The organism is Spiroplasma endosymbiont of 'Nebria riversi', from assembly GCF_018831625.1.
Classification (GTDB): domain Bacteria; phylum Bacillota_I; class Bacilli_A; order Mycoplasmatales; family Nriv7; genus Nriv7.
Map to the genome: position 1 here is coordinate 674572 of NZ_CP065193.1, position 18459 is coordinate 693030.

Below are 18459 nucleotides of genomic sequence, written 5' to 3' on the forward strand. Positions count from 1 at the left end.
GACAATTATTTTTTCATTTTTAAAAATTATATTGTATAATTATAAATGATTTGACAATAAGGTTGGAAAAAGTAATGGAAAAGTCTTATTTATATAGTTATGTTCTTAAATTATTAGAATTAAAAACTATGGAATTGAAATTAGAAATTTCTTCGCTGTCAATCATTGATGTGGTAACTTATTATTTGGAAGTGATTTTGCATAAACGGCAAGCTACTAGTTTGCAACAAGCAACATATGGTATATTTAATATTAAACCAAATATTGTTATTGAATATATTAATAATAAATTCCTCGGATTAAAACAATATCTTTAGATGATTTTAAAGAAATGTTTGAAAAGAAATAATGAGGTATAGATATGAAAAATAATATTAAAGGAACGCAACGAAACCTTTGAATTCAATTCGGTTTATTTATTATTTTAATTTTAAGTATTACTGCTGGTTTAATTATGGGTAGTTTTTTTGTTGATAATAATTTTCGTTCAGGAATATTAGTTGGTGGGGCATATCAAACAATTGTTAGTTATGAAAATGCGAAAAATCGTCATGAGGCTGTTAATACTTTGCAAGATAAAATTGATCCTTTAAGAAAAAAACGAATGGATATTATTCATTTTGCTAGTAATATTGGGGAAAGTCGTTTAAATGTTGTTGTTCCGCAAGCTAATTATGGTAATATTGCTGATTTTTTACGGGATGTTGAACGCAGCGGATCAATTTTCTTTTTAGATGATAAAGGTGATGATTTACTTGTTGGTACAGGGACAGGTGAAACTTACAAACCAGCAAAGAAGGATGGTAAAAGAATTGTTTTAAAAGATTTTATTGATAGTAGTTCAATCAAAAATTCTTTAATTTCGGGAATAAATAAGCCATCAATTGAATTCAAAATTAAAAATTTAGATTTATATAATGCGATTTTAAAATATCAAGATAAAAAGTCAGTTTATGTTTGACAAGATTTTGGGCAAATGTTAGATGAGATGCGAAGCAATTATAACGATTTGATAAAACTTAGAAAATTTATTAATGCTAAAGCGGTAGCTTTACAAGGTGGTGAAGCGCAAGAATTAAGAAATGCTCTGCGAAGCCTCTTAACGGCTAGTGTTCGTAATCGTGAAAATGGTGATGTTAAAGAAGTAAATTTAGCTGATCACAGTGTTAATACGGATTCTGATATTTATAACTATTTTCAAAACGCTGATGTTACTTTTAATGAGGTTCTTAGCTATAATAAGAATTCGCCAAATAGTGATTTAACAATTGATATTAATGATGAAGATGATACTTATGATAAGCAAAAATATTTAAATCTGTTTCGTCCTTTTTTAGTAGAACTTGTTAATACTGAATTTAAAGATGTTATGAATAACAAATATAAAAATAAGTATTTAATTACATCTTCATCATTACAGCTTAAACCTAATAATAGTGATAAAGTAAGTGATATTGCTTTTATTGAAATTAGTGGTGAAGAGGCAGCCGCTGGTTTATCTAAAATTTTTAGTGCCGGCATTAAAGGAATTGCCTACCAAGTTGAGTCATATTCAGTATCCGATGCCGTAATTAGTAATGTCACAAAGGTGATGATGATTATTACTGTTAGTGTTATTTTGTTAATAATATTAGTTATTTTAGCAGTATTTTATCGTGTTTTGGGTCTTATTTTAGATCTTATTTTAGCAACAATGGTCGTTGTTACAATGGTTGTGTTTAATGTTTTATTGGGGATTTATGGCTGAGAAGTGTTTATTGCCATGCTTATAGGTATGATGGTTGCTTTAAGTAGTAGTATTATTTTATTAGAACGAATGAAAACTGAGTTTAATGGGGGCAAATCTTTAATTCAATCTTTTTTAGATGCTAATCGAAAATCAATATCAACAGTTTTTGATGCGACTGTTTTGCCGTTGATAATTAGTTTCTTTATTTATTGATTTGGAACCGGTATTATTAAATCGTTTGCGATTATGCTAATTATTAGTATTTTAGGAGCTTTTATTTTTGGTATTGTTTTAATCCGAGGAATTTATTATTCTTTATTATCGTTAAACTGGATTAATAACCGTCAAGATTTAGTAATGACTAATTCTGTAATTATAAAACAAAAAATTCATCATCTTATTAAAAAGCTTGGTTTTAATCGGATAACACAGTTTTTTAAGAAATTTAGTTATCAAAAAAGTTTTAAATGATTAGTTTTACTTTCTACGATTATTATTTCTTGTGGTGTTATTGTTGTCACAACTGCGGGGCCGGGCACTAGTTTAGAATTTACGCGGGGAACAATTTTTCAAGTGCAAACTTCTAGACATAGTATTACGAGTGATGATGAGGCGTTTCTAAAAGCAATTGAGGAAACTAAAAATGAAATTATTATTAAATTTAAAACCGATTATTTAGCAGATAGTTATTCGCTAGCAGTATTTAGGCGGATGGAAGATCGTGGATATAATATTTTTATTAAAACTTCCTTAATTGATAATAAATATGTTAACTCTTTACAAACTTGGTTATCAGAAAATAATTTCCAATCTGAAATTAGAATTAATGATGTTAGTTATGGTTCTTTATGAAATGAAACTAGTGGTAGCGTTGTCATTAACGGGATTATTGTGTTAGCAGTTATTATGGTGATTATTCTAATTTATTTAATTATTCGTTTTGATTGAAGTTTTATTCTACCATTAATATTGACAATTATTCATGATGTTTTATTAACTTGTTCTTTGATAATTATTTGTCGTTTTGAAGTAACGATTGAAGTTGTTACAGCTATTTTAGCAGTAGTTATCTTTGCTATTTTTCATAAAATAATTATCTTTGACCGTGTTCGGGAAAATAAAATTGGTTTGGATATTACAAAAATGAATAAGAGTAATTTATCGGATTTGGTAAATACGGGATTTACAATGACTTTAAAAAGTAGTTTAATTGTTTTATCGTTAGTTTTGTTATTGTCAATGGCGCTATTTGTTATTGGTCAAAATATTGGGGCAGCATTTGGTCTTTTATTAGGTATTGTTATTGGTGTTTATTCTTCAGCAATTTTATTGCGATGATTATGAGTATATGTTGCTAACATTAAAGGAAAACTTTTACGAAATAAAAAGCAAAAAATTTATAAATCATTAACTGGACCTGATGAGCAAATTGTTATCGGTGTTAATGATTAATAATGTTGGAAGGATGAGTTAGTTAATGGACTTAAAAAAATTAATAATTAATGTTCCTGATTTTCCAAAACCAGGAATTCAATTTAAGGATATAACACCATTATTGGCTAATGGTGCAGCATTTAAACAAGTTGTTAAGCAATTAGGAGAAATTGTTAAATCATTTAAACCGGATGTTATTGTGACGCCCGAAGCCCGAGGATTTATTTTTGCAACTCCGGTTGCTAGCGAATTGGGATTGGGATTTGTCCCCATTCGTAAGTTAAATAAATTACCGCGAGCAGTTATTCATAAAAGTTATGAATTAGAATATAATAAAAGTACTTTAGCAATTCATAAGGATGCGATTGCCCCTGGAATGAAAGTTGTTATTATTGATGATTTGTTAGCCAGTGGCGGTACGATTGATGCCATTATTAATTTAATTGAAGAATTACAGGGCGAGGTTATTGCCGCAGTATTCGTTATTGAATTAACTAGTTTTAAAGCCCGCGAACAATTCCCTAATTTAAAAATTGAAAGCTTAATTCAGTATTAAAATAAGTGAGTTTGATATTATAAAATCGATAACATTTAAACAAGTTTTAGACAAAGTTAAAACCTATATTAGTAATGAAAAAGATATTGAGGAAATAAAACGCGCATATGCCTATGCTTATAATAAACATGATCAGCAGTTAAGAAGAAGTGGTGAACCTTATATTAATCATCCTTTATGAACAATTTATTATTTGGCAACATGGCATATGGATTTAGCAACATTAATTTCTGGTTTATTACACGATGTGTTAGAAGACACACCGACAACTTTTGAAGACTTGAATAAAGAGTTTGGTGGTGAGATATCAACTTTAGTTGAAGCAGTCACGAAAGTATCTTATTTTGCTAAAATGAATCGTAGTGAAATTAAATCTAATTATTTGCGAAAGTTATATTTAAGTATGGCGCACGATATTCGTGTTATTGTTATTAAGTTAGCAGATCGTTTGCATAATATCCAAACAATTGAATATTTGGAACCAGAAAAACAAAAAGTTATTGCGAAAGAAACTTTAGAAGTTTATTCTTCAATTGCGCACCGGTTAGGGATGCGACAAGTAAAAAGTCTTTTAGAAGACTTGTCTTTCGCAATTTTAAATCCTGTTGAATATAAAAGAATTTCTCACAATGTTGATTTGGAAAAAGAACATTTAGAATCATTAATGGTCGTAATGATTAACAATATTAAGTCATTATTAAATAGTAAGAATATTAAAGCAACAATTTCTGGTCGTAGCAAAAGTATTTATTCAATTTATCGCAAGATGTATTATTTTGGGCGTAAATTTGAAGATATTCATGATTTATTAGCGATAAGAATTATTACTAATACGATTGATGAATGTTATACGATTTTAGGTTATTTGCATCAGCGATTTCCACCTTTACCAGGAAGATTTAAGGACTATATTGCAACACCTAAATATAATTTATATCAGTCATTACATACAACAGTTATTCAAGATGCAACAATTTATGAGATTCAAATTCGAACTGTTGATATGGATGAAAAAGCAACTTATGGAGCAGCATCGCATTGAAAATACAAAGAGGGCGAAATCTATAATACTAAAAAACGCCAAGCTGATATTGATGAGCGCTTAGATATCTTTAATCGGATTTTAGATTTAGAAAATATTAACAATGAAGAGTTAGAAAATAATGAAAAACCAAATATGGAGTTAGCCGTTAAGAGTGATATTTTTACTTCTTTAATTTATGTTTTAACTCCTAATGGTAAAGTTATTACTTTGCCTTTTGGGTCAACAATTTTAGATTTTGCATATAAAGTTCATACTGATATTGGCGAGAAAACTACGGGTGGTAAGATTAATGGTAACTATGTTTCTGTTAATACTGTTTTAAAATCTGGTGATGTTGTGGAAATTAAAACTAGTAAAAATATGCGACCATCTCGTGATTGATTAGTTATTGCTAAAACTAGTTATGCATTGCATAAAATTAAAAGATTTTTAAAAAAACAAGAACAAGAATTTGATGAAACTCATAAAGATAGTGAATCTAAAAATCTTAAAAAAATTAAAAATGTTAAAAAAGCGATTGATGATACTTTAACACAGCGAAAATTAAAATGAAAGTTAGTTTCCCAAAAAGAACTGATGTATCGCTTAAAGCAATTAAAATATCATACTTTAGAAGATTTTTATTTAGATGTTGCTAATAAGAAATATCAACTTGATGATGCGATTAATCTTTTATTAGCAAGTAATAAAACTAGTCCTAATACTTATTTAAATCATCTTCAAGAAAAAAAAGTTGAAAAAATTAACTTAAAAGATGACTTTATTGTTAAAGGTGATGATAATATTAAAGCAACTTTAGCTCATTGTTGTATGCCAGTACCGTTAGAACCAATTACGGGATATGTTAGTAAACTTGGCGGGATTCGCGTGCATCGTGTTAATTGCCATAATATTCTTCCAGAAGAACGCCAAGGACGACTTTTGGAAGTGTGGTGGAATGAAAACGTCGTTAAGCGCCATCAATATTATAGTAATATTAAAGTAATTTGTTACGACCGTGATGGTTTAATGGCTAATATTACCAATACTCTTGTTAATTTAAATGCTTCGATTCAACAAATTCATATTGAAACAAGTTCGGATAATAAATACATTATTAATCTTGTTATTAAAATTGCCAACAAAGTTCTGCTTCAACAATTGTTGTCATCATTACGACAAATACCCCATGTGTACGATGTCGTTGTAACGGGAAACTAGATATATAGTAAAATAAGTCTCTAACAAAGGAATTTAGTTAGAGACTTATTTTTTATTTTGTTATCTTAATTTGTTAGCAACTATGTTTACTAGTACTATCTTTCTTACAGTCCTTGCAATTATGTCCCTCAGAACAAGAACATTTGCAGTTCTTACAATTGTTCATTTTATTGCCCCCTTTCTTCTTATGTAGAATAGTTTTTTAATTTTGTCGAAAACTCTTGATAAAATAAAAAAATCATCAACTTGATAATTTTAAAAGGCTTTTATGTAAAATTACTATTTTTACTTTAATTTTTTATACATTAAAATATAATACTGCTGTTTTTTGATTTGGAGTTAAACCCTTATGCTGGTATTTTCGTTTTCAGAGATTTAAATAATTTTTAATATTAGTAAAATCTAAACCATGATAATGAATTAAGGCTTTTTTAAGACTAGATTGTAATTTACTGATTTTATTTAAGTTACGATAATTAGCTTCAGGATTAATTGTTGTTTTAGTTACACATAAAGTAGAATTTGTTTGTTTTGCTACTAAAAAATATAATTTTTGCATATCAGAAGTAATAATTGAATTTTGGTTAATTAATTCTTTGTTCATATTTTCAATAACTCATTGTTTTTGTAAACGTTTGGTGTTTGTGGATTTAACATAAATATTGTTATTATTATCAACTGCCATTTGAATACAGCATTTAGTATTAGTTGCGAATGGGTCAAGGTGAATTCTTCGTGGATCAGTTTTATGTTTGAAATTTCCTTTATGAATTTCTTTAATAAATGTTTCATCGATTTGGATTTTACCAGATAATTTTTTAAATTTTAATTGGGTATTTTCTAATTGTTTTGATTTCATTAATTTTTGACGATTATATCAAGCAGTTTTTAATGTAGTTTTAATAAAACGAGAAATTGTTTTACTAGATTGCCCCAGCAATGAAATTTGAATCAATAAATTTCATTGCTCATAATTTAAATGACTTCAATAAATAAAATGATTACGAAAAGCGTCAAAACTTGCACGGCAATTTTTACATAAATATTTTTGTTTTCCTTCTGAATTATGTCCATTTTTAACGCAATGGCAAGATTCACATTTAGGGCATTTAATACCTTGTGCTCTAAATTTTTGATCAATTTCATTTAAACGTTTTTGTTTTTTTATTAATTCTGCTTGTTGTTTGACTTTTTCATAAAATTCTAAAAATTGATCATCTGTTAAAGTATTTACTAGTTCTTTAATTATTTCCCACCTCCTATCATATTAAAAATATACCTAAAATTAAGTATATTCAATAAATATCAAGAGTTTTCTACAAAATTAAAAGAATAGTTTGGTATGGCAACCCTTTTTTGGACACTTTTTATGTAGACTGTCATTTTCTAAATTCAACAGGCGTTAAATAATTTAAACTGCCATATATTCTAAGATTATTGTATTAATTAACAAAATAAAAATTAACATTTTAATTGTGTTAAATTTTCAAATTTTTTACCCTTGATAAATTCCGTTTTAAAAGTTTTGTAAGTTGTTTCAGCCACAGCATTGTCATGAGGACAAACCTTCGCACTCAATGATCTTTTAATATTAAAGGTTATTAAAATTTCATCAATGATTTTATTTTTGAACTCATTACCACGATCAGTATGAAATAAAGTTATTTAATTTAATGGTCGTGAAATTTTATTAAAAGTATGATGAACTAGTTCAGCGGTTTTGTTTGGTCCGGCACTATAGCCAGTTATTTCTCGATTAAACAAGTCAATTAATAAACAAATATAATGTCATTCACCTCCAACTTGCACATATGTTAAATCACTAACAACAACTTCATTAGGTTTTTTGTTATTAAATTGACGATTTAAAACATTACTAATTTGGTCATTATTAACCATTGTTTTATGATTACGATATTTTAATTTGGTGTATTTAGAAACCAAATTATTTTTGATCATAAGGAATATGATTTTTCGACGTGATAAGATAATATCTTTTATCATTAAAACAGCTTTAATTTTACGAGAACCATAAATTTTACGACTTTTATTAAATGCACTGATAACTTCTTCTTCATAATTATTAACATCATACTTAACACAATTATTAGTTTGATAATATTATGTTGATTTTGCTATTTTTAATATTTGACACATTTTTAGCACGGAATATTTTTCTTTATTATTGTTAATAATTCCTGTTTTTTGCCAATTATCAGTGCTGCTTGCTTTAAAATGTCATTTCTCATTCGTAATTGTTGGTTTTCTTTTCGCGAGTAAATTAATTCATTTTCTTCGACAGTGCGATTATCTTACACTTTAAATGACCCAAAATTATTAAAATTTTCAATTCACTGAATATACGGCTGATTTTGAAACTCCGTATTCTTTAATAATTTCAACAATGCTTTTTCCGTTTTGATAAAGCATGACAATTTTTTTTAAATTCATTTGAATATTTTAATTTTGTAGAAAAATCTTGATATTTATTGAATATACTTAATTTTAGGTATATTTTTAATATGATAGAGGTGGATAATAATTATGGAAAAAATAATTCAAGAACTAGTAAATACTTTAACAGATGACCAACTTTTAGAATTTTATGAAAAAGTCAAACAACAAGCAGAATTAATAAAAAAACAAAAACGTTTAAATGAAATTGATCAAAAATTTAGAGCACAAGGTATTAAATGCCCTAAATGTGAATCTTACCATTGCGTTAAAAATGGACATAATTCAGAAGGAAAACAAAAATATTTATGTAAAAATTGCCGTGCAAGTTTTGACGCTTCTCGTAATCATTTTATTTATTGAAGTCATTTAAATTATGAACAATGAAATTTATTGATTCAAATTTCATTGTTGGGGCAATCTAGTAAAACAATTTCTCGTTTTATTAAAACTACATTAAAAACTGCTTGATATAATTGTCAAAAATTAATAAAATCAAAACAATTAGAAAATACCCAATTAAAATTTAAAAAATTATCTGGTAAAATCCAAATCGATGAAACATTTATTAAAGAAATTCATAAAGGAAATTTCAAACATATTACTGATCCACGAATAATTTATCTTGACCCATTCGCAATTAATACTAAATGCTGTATTCAAATGGCAGTTGATAATAATAACAATATTTATGTTAAATTCACAAACACCAAACGTTTACAAAAACAATGAGTTATTGAAAATATGAACAAAGAATTAATTAACCAAAACTCAATTATTACTTCTGATATGCAAAAATTATATTTTTTAGTAGCAAAACAAACAAATTCTACTTTATGTGTAACTAAAACAACAATTAATCCTGAAGCTAATTATCGTAACTTAAATAAAATCAGTAAATTACAATCTAGTCTTAAAGAAGCCTTAATTCATTATCATGGCTTAGATTTTACTAATATTCAAAATTATTTAAATCTCTGAAAATGAAAATACCAACATAAGGGTTTAACTCCAAACCAACAAACAGCGGTATTATATTTTAATGTATAAAAAATTAAAGTAAAAATAGTAATTTTACATAAAAGCCTTTTAAAATTATCAAGTTGATGATTTTTTTATTTTATCAAGAGTTTTCGACAAAATTAAAATGAATTTAAAAAACAAATTGGTATGGCAACCCTTTTTTGGACACTTTTTATGTAGACTGTTGTTTTCTAAATTCAACAGGCGTTAAATAATTTAGGCTGCCGCGAATTCGAATGTTGTTGTATCAATTAACAAAATCAAATAATTCGTATTTTAATTATGTTAAATTTTCAAATTTTTTACCCTCAATAAATTCCGTTTTAAAGGTTTTGTAAGTTGTTTCAGCAACAGCATTATCATAAGGACACCCCTTATTGCTTAATGATCTTTTAATTTTAAAAGTGCTTAAAATTTCATCAATAATTTTATTTTATTTGAAAATCCACATAAATATGGTCCAACTTATTGTAACCTATCCACTATCCAATATAAGTATAAACCAAAACTAACAAAATAAAGAATATAACCTAAAAACGGTAGAAAATAAACTACTTGTAAATTAATAGTGTGGAAAATATAAACATAATTTCAACGACTAATTTCACGCTTTTTTTGAATAATAAATAAAATTAACAAAATAAAACCATAATTGTTAAAAAAGATATTGTAGAAATAATGCGCTTTTTTCGGAAACCCCTTTTATCATATAAAAAATCCCAGCTAAACTATAAACAATAATATTAATTATTAGCACAATTAAAGCTAAAAACTCTGGTGATGCCATTAATCTTTGAAAAAAAAGACTATTACCAGAAGTAAAAAATACCATTGCTAATAACGATGTTAAATTATTTCTTAAAACAAATTATCGTTTATCATTATGAATAATAGTTTTCTTTTCCGTTAAAATAACAATTGGTAATGAAAAAATTATTAAAATAATCGCAATTGCCACCGTAATAAATTTCCAATCAACTATTTTTAAAAATCTTAGAAAACCTTGCTTAGCATTTTGAATATTAATTAAATCTTTGAATATTAAAGGTACCATAAACCATCGTCACGGGAATAACAACAATAAACGCTTTATTATCAATTCTTGTTACATTATATTTAACTTTTTTATATTCTATTAAAGAAATTGTCGCAAAAATTGTTCCCGAAACTTTACCACTCTTAATATCACTAGAACTAATTAAAGTAGTATCGTGAGGATATTCATGAGTTTTAAAATATTCACAAACATCTAATGGTAATTTTGTAAAAATCATTACATTAATTAATTTAAATTTTGGATAAATAAAATTAGTAACAACAGTACTAATCGTTGCAAAAATAATTGATACATATAAAGTAAAATTTTTAAAAAAAGCATAAATTAAATTATCTTCATTTTTTTGCACAAAATATTTAATTAAAATTGCTAAAATAATAATTGCATAATTCATATATTTTTGAAATTTACCAACACCTTGTTTTTTTCACACTGCTAAATAAGCAGCTAAAAAATCTGAACCACCAGAACTGCCACCAGCAATAAAAGCAATTGCGATAGCAAAACCTCAAATAATTGAACCAATAAAAGCATAAATAAAAGCCGCTAAAGTCATCATTGCTTTTCCCGCATCATTATCCTTAGGTAAAATTAATTCTTCCATAATTTTTAATTGATCTAAAATCGGAATTGCTCGTAAAATAAAGTTTCATGCTGTTTGCATTAACATAAAAAATAAAGTATAAACAGTAAAATATCGGCCAACTTTAAAACACCCAAAAATTACAAAAGGAATATTTAACATTAAAACAACAATGTAAAACCACATCGCTTGTTCTTTAGGTGATGAAAAAATTGAATAAACAATAATTTGCGATATCCCACTAAAACCACCATTGTAAAAACCTATGGGATTAATAAAATAATTAAAAGTTAAAGTTAATAGTAATGCTGCTAATGTTAGCAATAACAAACTTCTCATAATGCGAGTAAATTTAGTATTATGAATTTTTTGAAAAAATAATTTCACTTGCTTGTAAAAACTAGGCTTTTTAAACTTTACTCTTTTCTTCATTACAACAAGTCTCCCAAATACATCACATCTAGTAATAAAACAATTTTAACAATAAATAAATCGTTGTAAATGATTTTAACAAAAAAACTTAATTTTATTCATTATTCAAACAATAAAATTAAGTTTAAGTCATTAATGAAATTAAAATGGTGGACCCGAACGGGATTGAACCGCCGACCCCCTGCGTGCAAGACAGGCGCTCTCCCAGCTGAGCTACGGGCCCATAAATGGTGGGACTAAGTGGACTTGAACCACCGACCTCACGCTTATCAAGCGTGCGCTCTAACCAACTGAGCTATAGTCCCAATTAAAGCATATATTTGAGATATATGCTAAAATATAAATTATCTTTTTGAAAATTGGTTTCCTGCTCGGGGACCTTTTAATCCATACTTATCTCTTTCTTTAATTCGTGAATCACGAGTTATTAAACCTTTTTGTCTTAACTTCATCCGATAATCTGGTGAAAATTTTAATAATGCTCTTGCAATACCTAATCTCGTAGCTCCAGCTTGACCGCTAAAACCACCACCATTAACTTTAACATTAATATCAAAAGTTTCTTTCATATCCGTTTCTAACAATGGCTGTTCTAACTCTTGGATTAATGTTGCATAAGGAAAAAAAATAAGTGCCGGTTTATCATTAATAGTAATATTCCCTTTTCCTAAAGTTAATACTACTTGTGCTACTGATGTTTTCCTTCTACCCGTACCACGATAAATAATTTCTTTTTTTATTTTCATTAATTCGATTAACTCCCTTCTTCTTGTAATACTAATAGTTTTGGCATTTGAGCACTATGAGGGTGCTTTTCACTATCATAAACAAATAAATTTTTAGATTGTTTTCTTCCCAAACTAGTATGGGGTAACATTCCTTTAATAGTTCTTTCAACCATCTCAATTGGATACTTATCTTGCATTACCTTAGCTGTTCGCACTCTCATACCACCAACAAAACCAGAGTGATTATAATATTTTTTATTATTCAGCTTATTACCACTTAATATTACTTTATGAGCATTAATAATAATAATATTATCACCACAATCAACATGGCTGGTAAATGTTGGTTTATGTTTACCTCTTAAAATACTTGCTACTTTTGTTGCTAAACGCCCTAAAATTAAACCACTGGCATCAATAATGTATCATGTTTTTTTCACATCTTGTGAATTAATCATTGTCGTTTGTCGCATTTATATCTCTCCCTTTGCATTTGCTCTTGTACCGAAGCTATAATGCATAAAAGCAATAAAATTATATAACAAATGTTCCACTAATGCAATGGAAATAATATTTTTGGTCGCGTTTAGTTTTCTTAGGTATTGCTTTGAAGAAATAAAACAATCAGCTAATTATATTATTTAATTACTAAACTAACCATTCCTTTTTTGTTATTGTCATTTTTATTCGTTACCATTTTATCATATTATTGAATTTTTACACAATGAAAAATTATTAATTTTATTAAATTTTAACTAATATTTTTACTTACTTAAATCTATTATATTTATTTGTTACAGCATTACCTTTATAGTTAATTCAACTATCATCATTTTTATTATTATATTTATTTCATAATGAATTTTTATATATTTCTTTTCTGATTTTTATTTCTGAATTAATACTTTCGTTAATGTAATGTAATACATTTAATTTGTTTAAATTTGCCATTATTAAATGTAATAGGTTATTTAAATTCTTATGATTATATATTTTTGCCCCATATCCTAATTGTTGTTTTACTAAATGAGATACATCACTTTCAATGCTACAACCGATATTTCATTCTAAATTTTGATGATGAATGCCATGCTTATTATTACTGAAATAATTACTCGCCTTCCTTAAATTTGTTTTAATATCTTTATTTAATTCATTTTTAGCAATATTACGAATGGTTTTGATTAATTCTTGATGATATTGCCATCCTTATATAATTTAATTCAACTATTTAATGCTACTTTGCGATTTTCAAAAATAATATTAAATGCCGCTTGTTTTAATTTTTTAATAGCATGATAACCATCTAAAATATATCTAACATTACCAAAACTATTGGCAATTTCTCTAATTTAAGCATCACCATCACCACAAACAATTATTTTGTCATAATTAATATTTACATAATGTTTTTGTAATTCTTTAATTAATAAATCACGATAATCCATTGTATTTATTCGTTTACCAACTTTTAACATTAGAAAATGACCTCGTTTGTTTTCTAATTCTCTACGAGCATGTTTGTAATTTTTTTCTTTATGTCCGGTATGAAAAGTAACTAAACGAATTCTTTGGTCTTGTTTAACTTTCTGGTCTAATGTTGCTAAAAATGTTTCATCTAGTTGAATGTATAAATCCTTATTTTTGACATCAATTTTAGTTTTAGTTTCTTTTTCTGCTAGTTGAAAATATTCAGCAATATCGTATTTATTTAAAATATTTGAAATACTACCTTTTGAAATATAACAATGATTTAGAGCATCTAAAACATCGCGATAGCGTTTACCGACGCCCAAAAGACTTAAAACTTTAAATTGGACATCAAAATAAATGCCTTTTTTGGGCAATAAACCAATTTCTTTATCTAATAAACATACATATTCGAATTTACCTGATTTTTGATTTCAATATTTATATCGGTGCCGCTTAAAAGTAACATCACCAAAAATTGTAATAATTGTTCTTAAAGCAAAATGAACTACTTTATAACCTTGTTTTAACCGATAATGATATTTATATAAGTATTCATCTAATTTTTCATATTCATTAGCTAATTGTTCGCGTTTGTTAGTGTACATATTTTTTTGGGTTATAAATAAACTAAATCAATGCTTGTTTTCTGAGGTTTCTACATTATTATTAATTTTTAACATAAAAAAACCACCTTTCTTGACATTAATTTTAATAAAGTTTTTTTTTAATTTTGTAGAAAACTCTTGATATTTATTGAATATACTTAATTTTAGGTATATTTTTAATATGATAGAGGCGGATAATAATTATGGAAAAAATAATTCAAGAACTAGTAAACACTTTAACAGATGATCAATTTTTAGAATTTTATGAAAAAGTCAAACAACAAGCAGAATTAATAAAAAAACAAAAACGTTTAAATGAAATTGATCAAAAATTTAGAGCACAAGGTATTTAAATGCCCTAAATGCGAATCTTACCATTGTGTTAAAAATGGACATAATTCAGAAGGAAAACAAAAATATTTATGTAAAAATTGCCGTGCAAGTTTTGACGCTTTTCGTAATCATTTTATTTATTGAAGTCATTTAAATTATGAACAATGAAATTTATTGATTCAAATTTCATTGTTGGGGCAATCTAGTAAAACAATTTCTCGTTTTATTAAAACTACATTAAAAACTGCTTGATATAATCGTCAAAAATTAATGAAATCAAAACAATTAGAAAATACCCAATTAAAATTTAAAAAATTATCTGGTAAAATCCAAATCGATGAAACATTTATTAAAGAAATTCATAAAGGAAATTTCAAACATAAAACTGATCCACGAAGAATTCACCTTGAACCATTCGCAACTAATACTAAATGCTGTATTCAAATGGCAGTTAATAATAATAACAATATTTATGTTAAATCCACAAACACCAAACGTTTACAAAAACAATGAGTTATTGAAAATATGAACAAAGAATTAATTAACCAAAATTCAATTATTACTTCTGATATGCAAAAATTATATTTTTTAGTAGCAAAAAAACAAATTCTACTTTATGTGTAACTAAAACAACAATTAATCCTGAAGCTAGTTATCTTAACTTAAATAAAATCAGTAAATTACAATCTAGTCTTAAAGAAGCCTTAATTCATTATCATGGTTTAGGTTTTACTAATATTCAAAATTATTTAAATCTCTGAAAATGAAAATACCAACATAAGGGTTTAACCCCAAACCAACAAACAGCGGTATTATATTTTAATGTATAAAAAATTAAAGTAAAAATAGTAATTTTACATAAAAGCCTTTTAAAATTATCAAGTTGATGATTTTGATATTTTATCAAGAGTTTTCGACAAAATTAAAATAAAATAGTACAGAAATTTCTTAAAAATAGTTTATAATGAAATTACAAAATGGCATGGTAACCCTTTTTTGGACATTTTTTATGTAGACTGTCATTTTCTAAATTCAACAGGCGTTAAATAATTTAATTTTCTCAAAAATCGTCTTTAATAGTTCTTGAGTTGCTTTTAAATCACTAATAACCCCATCACTAATCGGGCGCACTAAACGAATATTTTTATATTCCTTACCAATTAAACTATAAGCATAATTTCCTAAAGCGACTAAGGATTTCTTTTTAATGGCATATGCCATTACTGAGGGTTCGTTAAAAACAATTCCACGGTTTGATGAATATATGACAAGTTTTTCTGTGACGAGATCAATTGATACATAGTTTTTAATCATACAATTCTTCTTTTTTATTTTTTACTTATTTTTAATTTTATCATTAAATAAAATTAAGTATATATTTTTATAAAAACTATTTATAAACCTTTATAAATTTCTTTTTCAATCCGTTTTGTACCCTCAATAACACATTTTAAGGGGTCATTAGCAAATTTAACTTTAATATTAAACTTTATACTCTACTAAAATATTCATCAATCCCTGCTATTAGGGCACCACCACCACAAATCGTAATGCCATTTTTAATAATATCACCAGCTAATTCTGGCGGGGTTTATTCCAAAACTTCAGTTAAAACTTCTGAGATGCGATTAAATTGGGTAATAATTACGGGTCTAATTTCGTCAGCAGTAATATTAATTTCTTCGGGTCTTCCCGAAAGAACATTACGACCATAAGCAATGAATTTTTTATTTTCTTTCGTTTCACTTAAAGAACCAATTGCATGTTTTAATTCAATAATACTTTTAATACCAATAGAAATATTATATTGACCACGAATATATTTTTTAATTTCATCATCTAATAAGTTACCTGCTACTTTAATACCCCGAGAAATAATAACGCCTTTTGATGCAATAACGGCAATATCGGTAGTCTCGCCACCAATATCCAATACTAAGTTACCACTTTGGCAAATTAATATTAATGTCAGCCCCAATGGCGGCCATTTTTACTTCTTCTTCAACAATAACAATTTTTGTTCCCATATTGTAAGCAACTTTTTTTAAACCACTGCGCTCTAATTATGTAACCCCCGATGGGCAAGCTAAAACAACAATGGCATTTTTTCACATATTTGATAATTGCAATTTTTTAAAAATAGCTTATAGTAAATCTAAAGCCGCGTCTAAATCAGAAATAACTCCATCAACTAGTGGTTCAATAATTTTAATATTGTCATTAGTTTTACCAATAATTTCAAAGGCTTCGTGTCCTAAAGCAAATAATTGGTTATTTTTTGATAAATCATAAGCAATCATTGAAGTTTCGTTATAAACAATTCCTTGTCCTGCGATATAAACTAATGTATTTGCTGTTCCTAAGTCTAAAACAATATAATTACGCTTTGTGCCTTTAAGGAAGCGCTTAAATTTTTCTAAAATGTTTGTCATATTGATACTCCTTTTCTTCTGAATTTATTTTATCAAGAGTTTTCGACAAAATTAAAAATATAATTCCTTTTTAAAAGTTAAATGACTATTTTGTGAAATTATCATCATCTTTGTTTTAATTATGAGATAGTTTAAGAAACTAAGTCAACATAAAATTAATAAAAATTTTTTAAAAATCACAAATAGTTAGGACATTTGATTTTTAACTAGTTGTTGCAATTGGTAAATTAAGTAATATTGTTGTTTTACCTTTTAGTGGTTGATGACCTAAAATTGTTATTTTAACAATTTTGTTAGTAGTTGATAAGTCAATATATCTAGGTTTTCCTCAACTAAAATATTCATCAAAACTAATAACAAAATTATTTTCAGTTACTGAACTTTCTCGTTCTTTTAATATTTTTAATATTTCTGGTTTGATTGCTAAATTTAATTCATATTCTTTAACTTGTTGAGGATTTGTTGCCTTAATTTTGGTAATTGTAATTGAAGTAATATAGCAAACATCTTTATTTTTAAAGTATCTTAATATTTCATTTTCTTTGATGATTTGAGCATCGTTATTATTTTTATTAGGTTGCAAATTTGGTTTATTTGTAGTGAAGCTATTATTTTTTTTATTCTCACAAGAAATTAAATTTACTGTTCCGGCGACTGTTAAAATAGTTTCTCCTAAAATTGTCAAAAATTTTTTCATATTTTATTATCCTTTATTTTATTTTTTACTTGATATTGTAATAAGAGTAATGCTGATTTGTTGTAAGACTTTAGACTTTTCTTATGCTTTATTCGATTTTAATTAATTATAAATTGCATTTTTAACACTAATATTATTTTCTTCATCAACTTGTTTTAAAAATTAATATTAATCATACCATATCATAAAGTTATGAGAAGGTACAAGTTTTTTTATAAAAATGGTTAAGGCAGATTTAATGGTGATTTTAATATTTTTTTAATTGTGCAAAGTATTGGGGATGGTAAATTTATGGGCGCATAAAGTTTTGTTAGGTAGGTAAAGATTTGAATAAGTATTAAGACAGTCGGCAATGATTGTCTTTTTATTTTATGAGGTGTTAAAATTTTGTTCTTTGAAAATTAAATACAAGTGAATTAATAATGTTGGTATGTATTAAAGCACGATAAATTGTGGGTGGTCGCCATAACCAAAAGAAGTTTACCAGTTGATAGATAACACCCCATTAGCTATAGCAATTTGTTTCATTTTGCAATAAAAAAATGAATGGGTGGATTTCCTAAAAATATACACGCTATTAAATTAGTTCCAAGGGTAGGATGCGGATATTAAAGTGTAGAAATTTCTATATAGGGATATTATAAGTTTAAAATTATTTAAATATTTATCTAATTATTA

At 26.5% G+C, this 18459-nt stretch carries 15 protein-coding genes, 2 tRNA genes and 5 pseudogenes; 7 read left to right on the plus strand and 15 right to left on the minus strand.

Annotation, left to right across the window (positions count from 1 at the left end):
- The first annotated feature begins 74 nt into the window (after positions 1-74).
- The 4 genes from I5Q57_RS04365 to I5Q57_RS04380 all read left to right on the plus strand — a co-directional run bounded on the left by I5Q57_RS04365 (position 75) and on the right by I5Q57_RS04380 (position 5964).
- Positions 75-317 (plus strand): hypothetical protein, encoded by a 243-nt coding sequence (locus I5Q57_RS04365; protein WP_215826985.1) that lies wholly within the window; start codon positions 75-77, stop codon positions 315-317.
- Between the two features lie 44 nt (positions 318-361).
- Positions 362-3181, plus strand: coding sequence for a protein translocase subunit SecDF (gene secDF / locus I5Q57_RS04370; RefSeq protein ID WP_215826986.1), 2820 nt, complete (start codon positions 362-364; stop codon positions 3179-3181).
- A 25-nt stretch (positions 3182-3206) separates the two neighbouring features.
- The gene (locus I5Q57_RS04375; protein WP_246534729.1) at positions 3207-3719 is read left to right on the plus strand and encodes an adenine phosphoribosyltransferase; all 513 of its coding nucleotides are present in this window, start codon (positions 3207-3209) and stop codon (positions 3717-3719) included.
- Between the two features lie 67 nt (positions 3720-3786).
- On the plus strand, positions 3787-5964 hold the full coding sequence (locus tag I5Q57_RS04380) for a RelA/SpoT family protein (protein ID WP_246534738.1): 2178 nt from the start codon (positions 3787-3789) through the stop codon (positions 5962-5964).
- Positions 5965-6262: 298 nt separating this feature from the next.
- Here the strand turns inward: I5Q57_RS04380 and I5Q57_RS04385 are convergent, their stop codons facing one another.
- The 3 genes and pseudogenes from I5Q57_RS04385 to I5Q57_RS09365 form a co-directional block, all read right to left on the minus strand.
- Complete coding sequence (locus tag I5Q57_RS04385) at positions 6263-6919, minus strand: transposase (protein WP_215826987.1); 657 nt, start codon at positions 6917-6919, stop codon at positions 6263-6265.
- A gap of 102 nt (positions 6920-7021) precedes the next feature.
- Positions 7022-7213 (minus strand): annotated as a pseudogene (locus I5Q57_RS10085) (hypothetical protein); the annotation flags it as partial.
- A gap of 196 nt (positions 7214-7409) precedes the next feature.
- A pseudogene (locus I5Q57_RS09365) lies at positions 7410-8415 on the minus strand (IS3 family transposase); the annotation flags it as partial.
- 93 nt (positions 8416-8508) lie between these two features.
- Between I5Q57_RS09365 and I5Q57_RS04405 the strand changes: the two are divergent.
- Complete coding sequence (locus I5Q57_RS04405; protein WP_215826990.1) at positions 8509-9468, plus strand: IS1/IS1595 family N-terminal zinc-binding domain-containing protein; 960 nt, start codon at positions 8509-8511, stop codon at positions 9466-9468.
- Between the two features lie 145 nt (positions 9469-9613).
- Here I5Q57_RS04405 and I5Q57_RS09370 read toward each other — a convergent pair.
- From I5Q57_RS09370 to I5Q57_RS04440, 8 genes and pseudogenes are all read right to left on the minus strand, one after another.
- A pseudogene (locus tag I5Q57_RS09370) lies at positions 9614-9874 on the minus strand (IS3 family transposase); the annotation flags it as partial.
- 589 nt (positions 9875-10463) lie between these two features.
- A complete protein-coding gene (locus I5Q57_RS04410; RefSeq protein ID WP_215826991.1) occupies positions 10464-11513 on the minus strand; it encodes a YitT family protein in 1050 nt (349 codons plus the stop codon).
- A 147-nt stretch (positions 11514-11660) separates the two neighbouring features.
- Positions 11661-11736 (minus strand) — tRNA-Ala (locus I5Q57_RS04415).
- Between the two features lie 5 nt (positions 11737-11741).
- A tRNA-Ile gene (locus I5Q57_RS04420) sits at positions 11742-11818 on the minus strand.
- 39 nt (positions 11819-11857) lie between these two features.
- Entirely contained in the window at positions 11858-12259 is a 402-nt protein-coding gene (rpsI, locus tag I5Q57_RS04425) for a 30S ribosomal protein S9 (protein WP_215826992.1), read from the minus strand.
- Positions 12260-12267: 8 nt separating this feature from the next.
- On the minus strand, positions 12268-12714 hold the full coding sequence (rplM, locus tag I5Q57_RS04430; protein ID WP_215826993.1) for a 50S ribosomal protein L13: 447 nt from the start codon (positions 12712-12714) through the stop codon (positions 12268-12270).
- Positions 12715-13009: 295 nt separating this feature from the next.
- Positions 13010-13192 carry a hypothetical protein gene (locus tag I5Q57_RS04435; RefSeq protein ID WP_215826994.1) on the minus strand — a complete coding sequence of 61 codons (183 nt, stop codon included), beginning with the start codon at positions 13190-13192 and terminating at the stop codon, positions 13010-13012.
- 401 nt (positions 13193-13593) lie between these two features.
- Positions 13594-14394 (minus strand): UPF0236 family transposase-like protein, encoded by an 801-nt coding sequence (locus I5Q57_RS04440; RefSeq protein WP_215826995.1) that lies wholly within the window; start codon positions 14392-14394, stop codon positions 13594-13596.
- Positions 14395-14522: 128 nt separating this feature from the next.
- Between I5Q57_RS04440 and I5Q57_RS04445 the strand changes: the two genes are divergently transcribed.
- On the plus strand, positions 14523-14672 hold the full coding sequence (locus I5Q57_RS04445) for a hypothetical protein (protein ID WP_215826808.1): 150 nt from the start codon (positions 14523-14525) through the stop codon (positions 14670-14672).
- Positions 14635-15276, plus strand: a complete 642-nt coding sequence (locus I5Q57_RS04450; RefSeq protein WP_215826996.1) for an IS1/IS1595 family N-terminal zinc-binding domain-containing protein — start codon at positions 14635-14637, stop codon at positions 15274-15276. The genes I5Q57_RS04445 and I5Q57_RS04450 overlap by 38 nt, the downstream gene beginning before the upstream one ends.
- 402 nt (positions 15277-15678) lie before the next feature.
- Here I5Q57_RS04450 and I5Q57_RS04455 read toward each other — a convergent pair whose 3' ends face one another.
- The 4 genes and pseudogenes from I5Q57_RS04455 to I5Q57_RS04465 form a co-directional block, all read right to left on the minus strand.
- The gene (locus I5Q57_RS04455; protein WP_215826997.1) at positions 15679-15966 is read right to left on the minus strand and encodes a rod shape-determining protein; all 288 of its coding nucleotides are present in this window, start codon (positions 15964-15966) and stop codon (positions 15679-15681) included.
- Between the two features lie 175 nt (positions 15967-16141).
- Positions 16142-16630 (minus strand): annotated as a pseudogene (locus I5Q57_RS09375) (rod shape-determining protein).
- Positions 16593-17084: pseudogene (locus I5Q57_RS09880) on the minus strand (rod shape-determining protein). Before I5Q57_RS09880 ends, I5Q57_RS09375 begins: the two co-directional pseudogenes overlap by 38 nt.
- A gap of 202 nt (positions 17085-17286) precedes the next feature.
- On the minus strand, positions 17287-17781 hold the full coding sequence (locus I5Q57_RS04465; protein ID WP_215826998.1) for a hypothetical protein: 495 nt from the start codon (positions 17779-17781) through the stop codon (positions 17287-17289).
- Positions 17782-18459 lie beyond the last annotated feature (678 nt).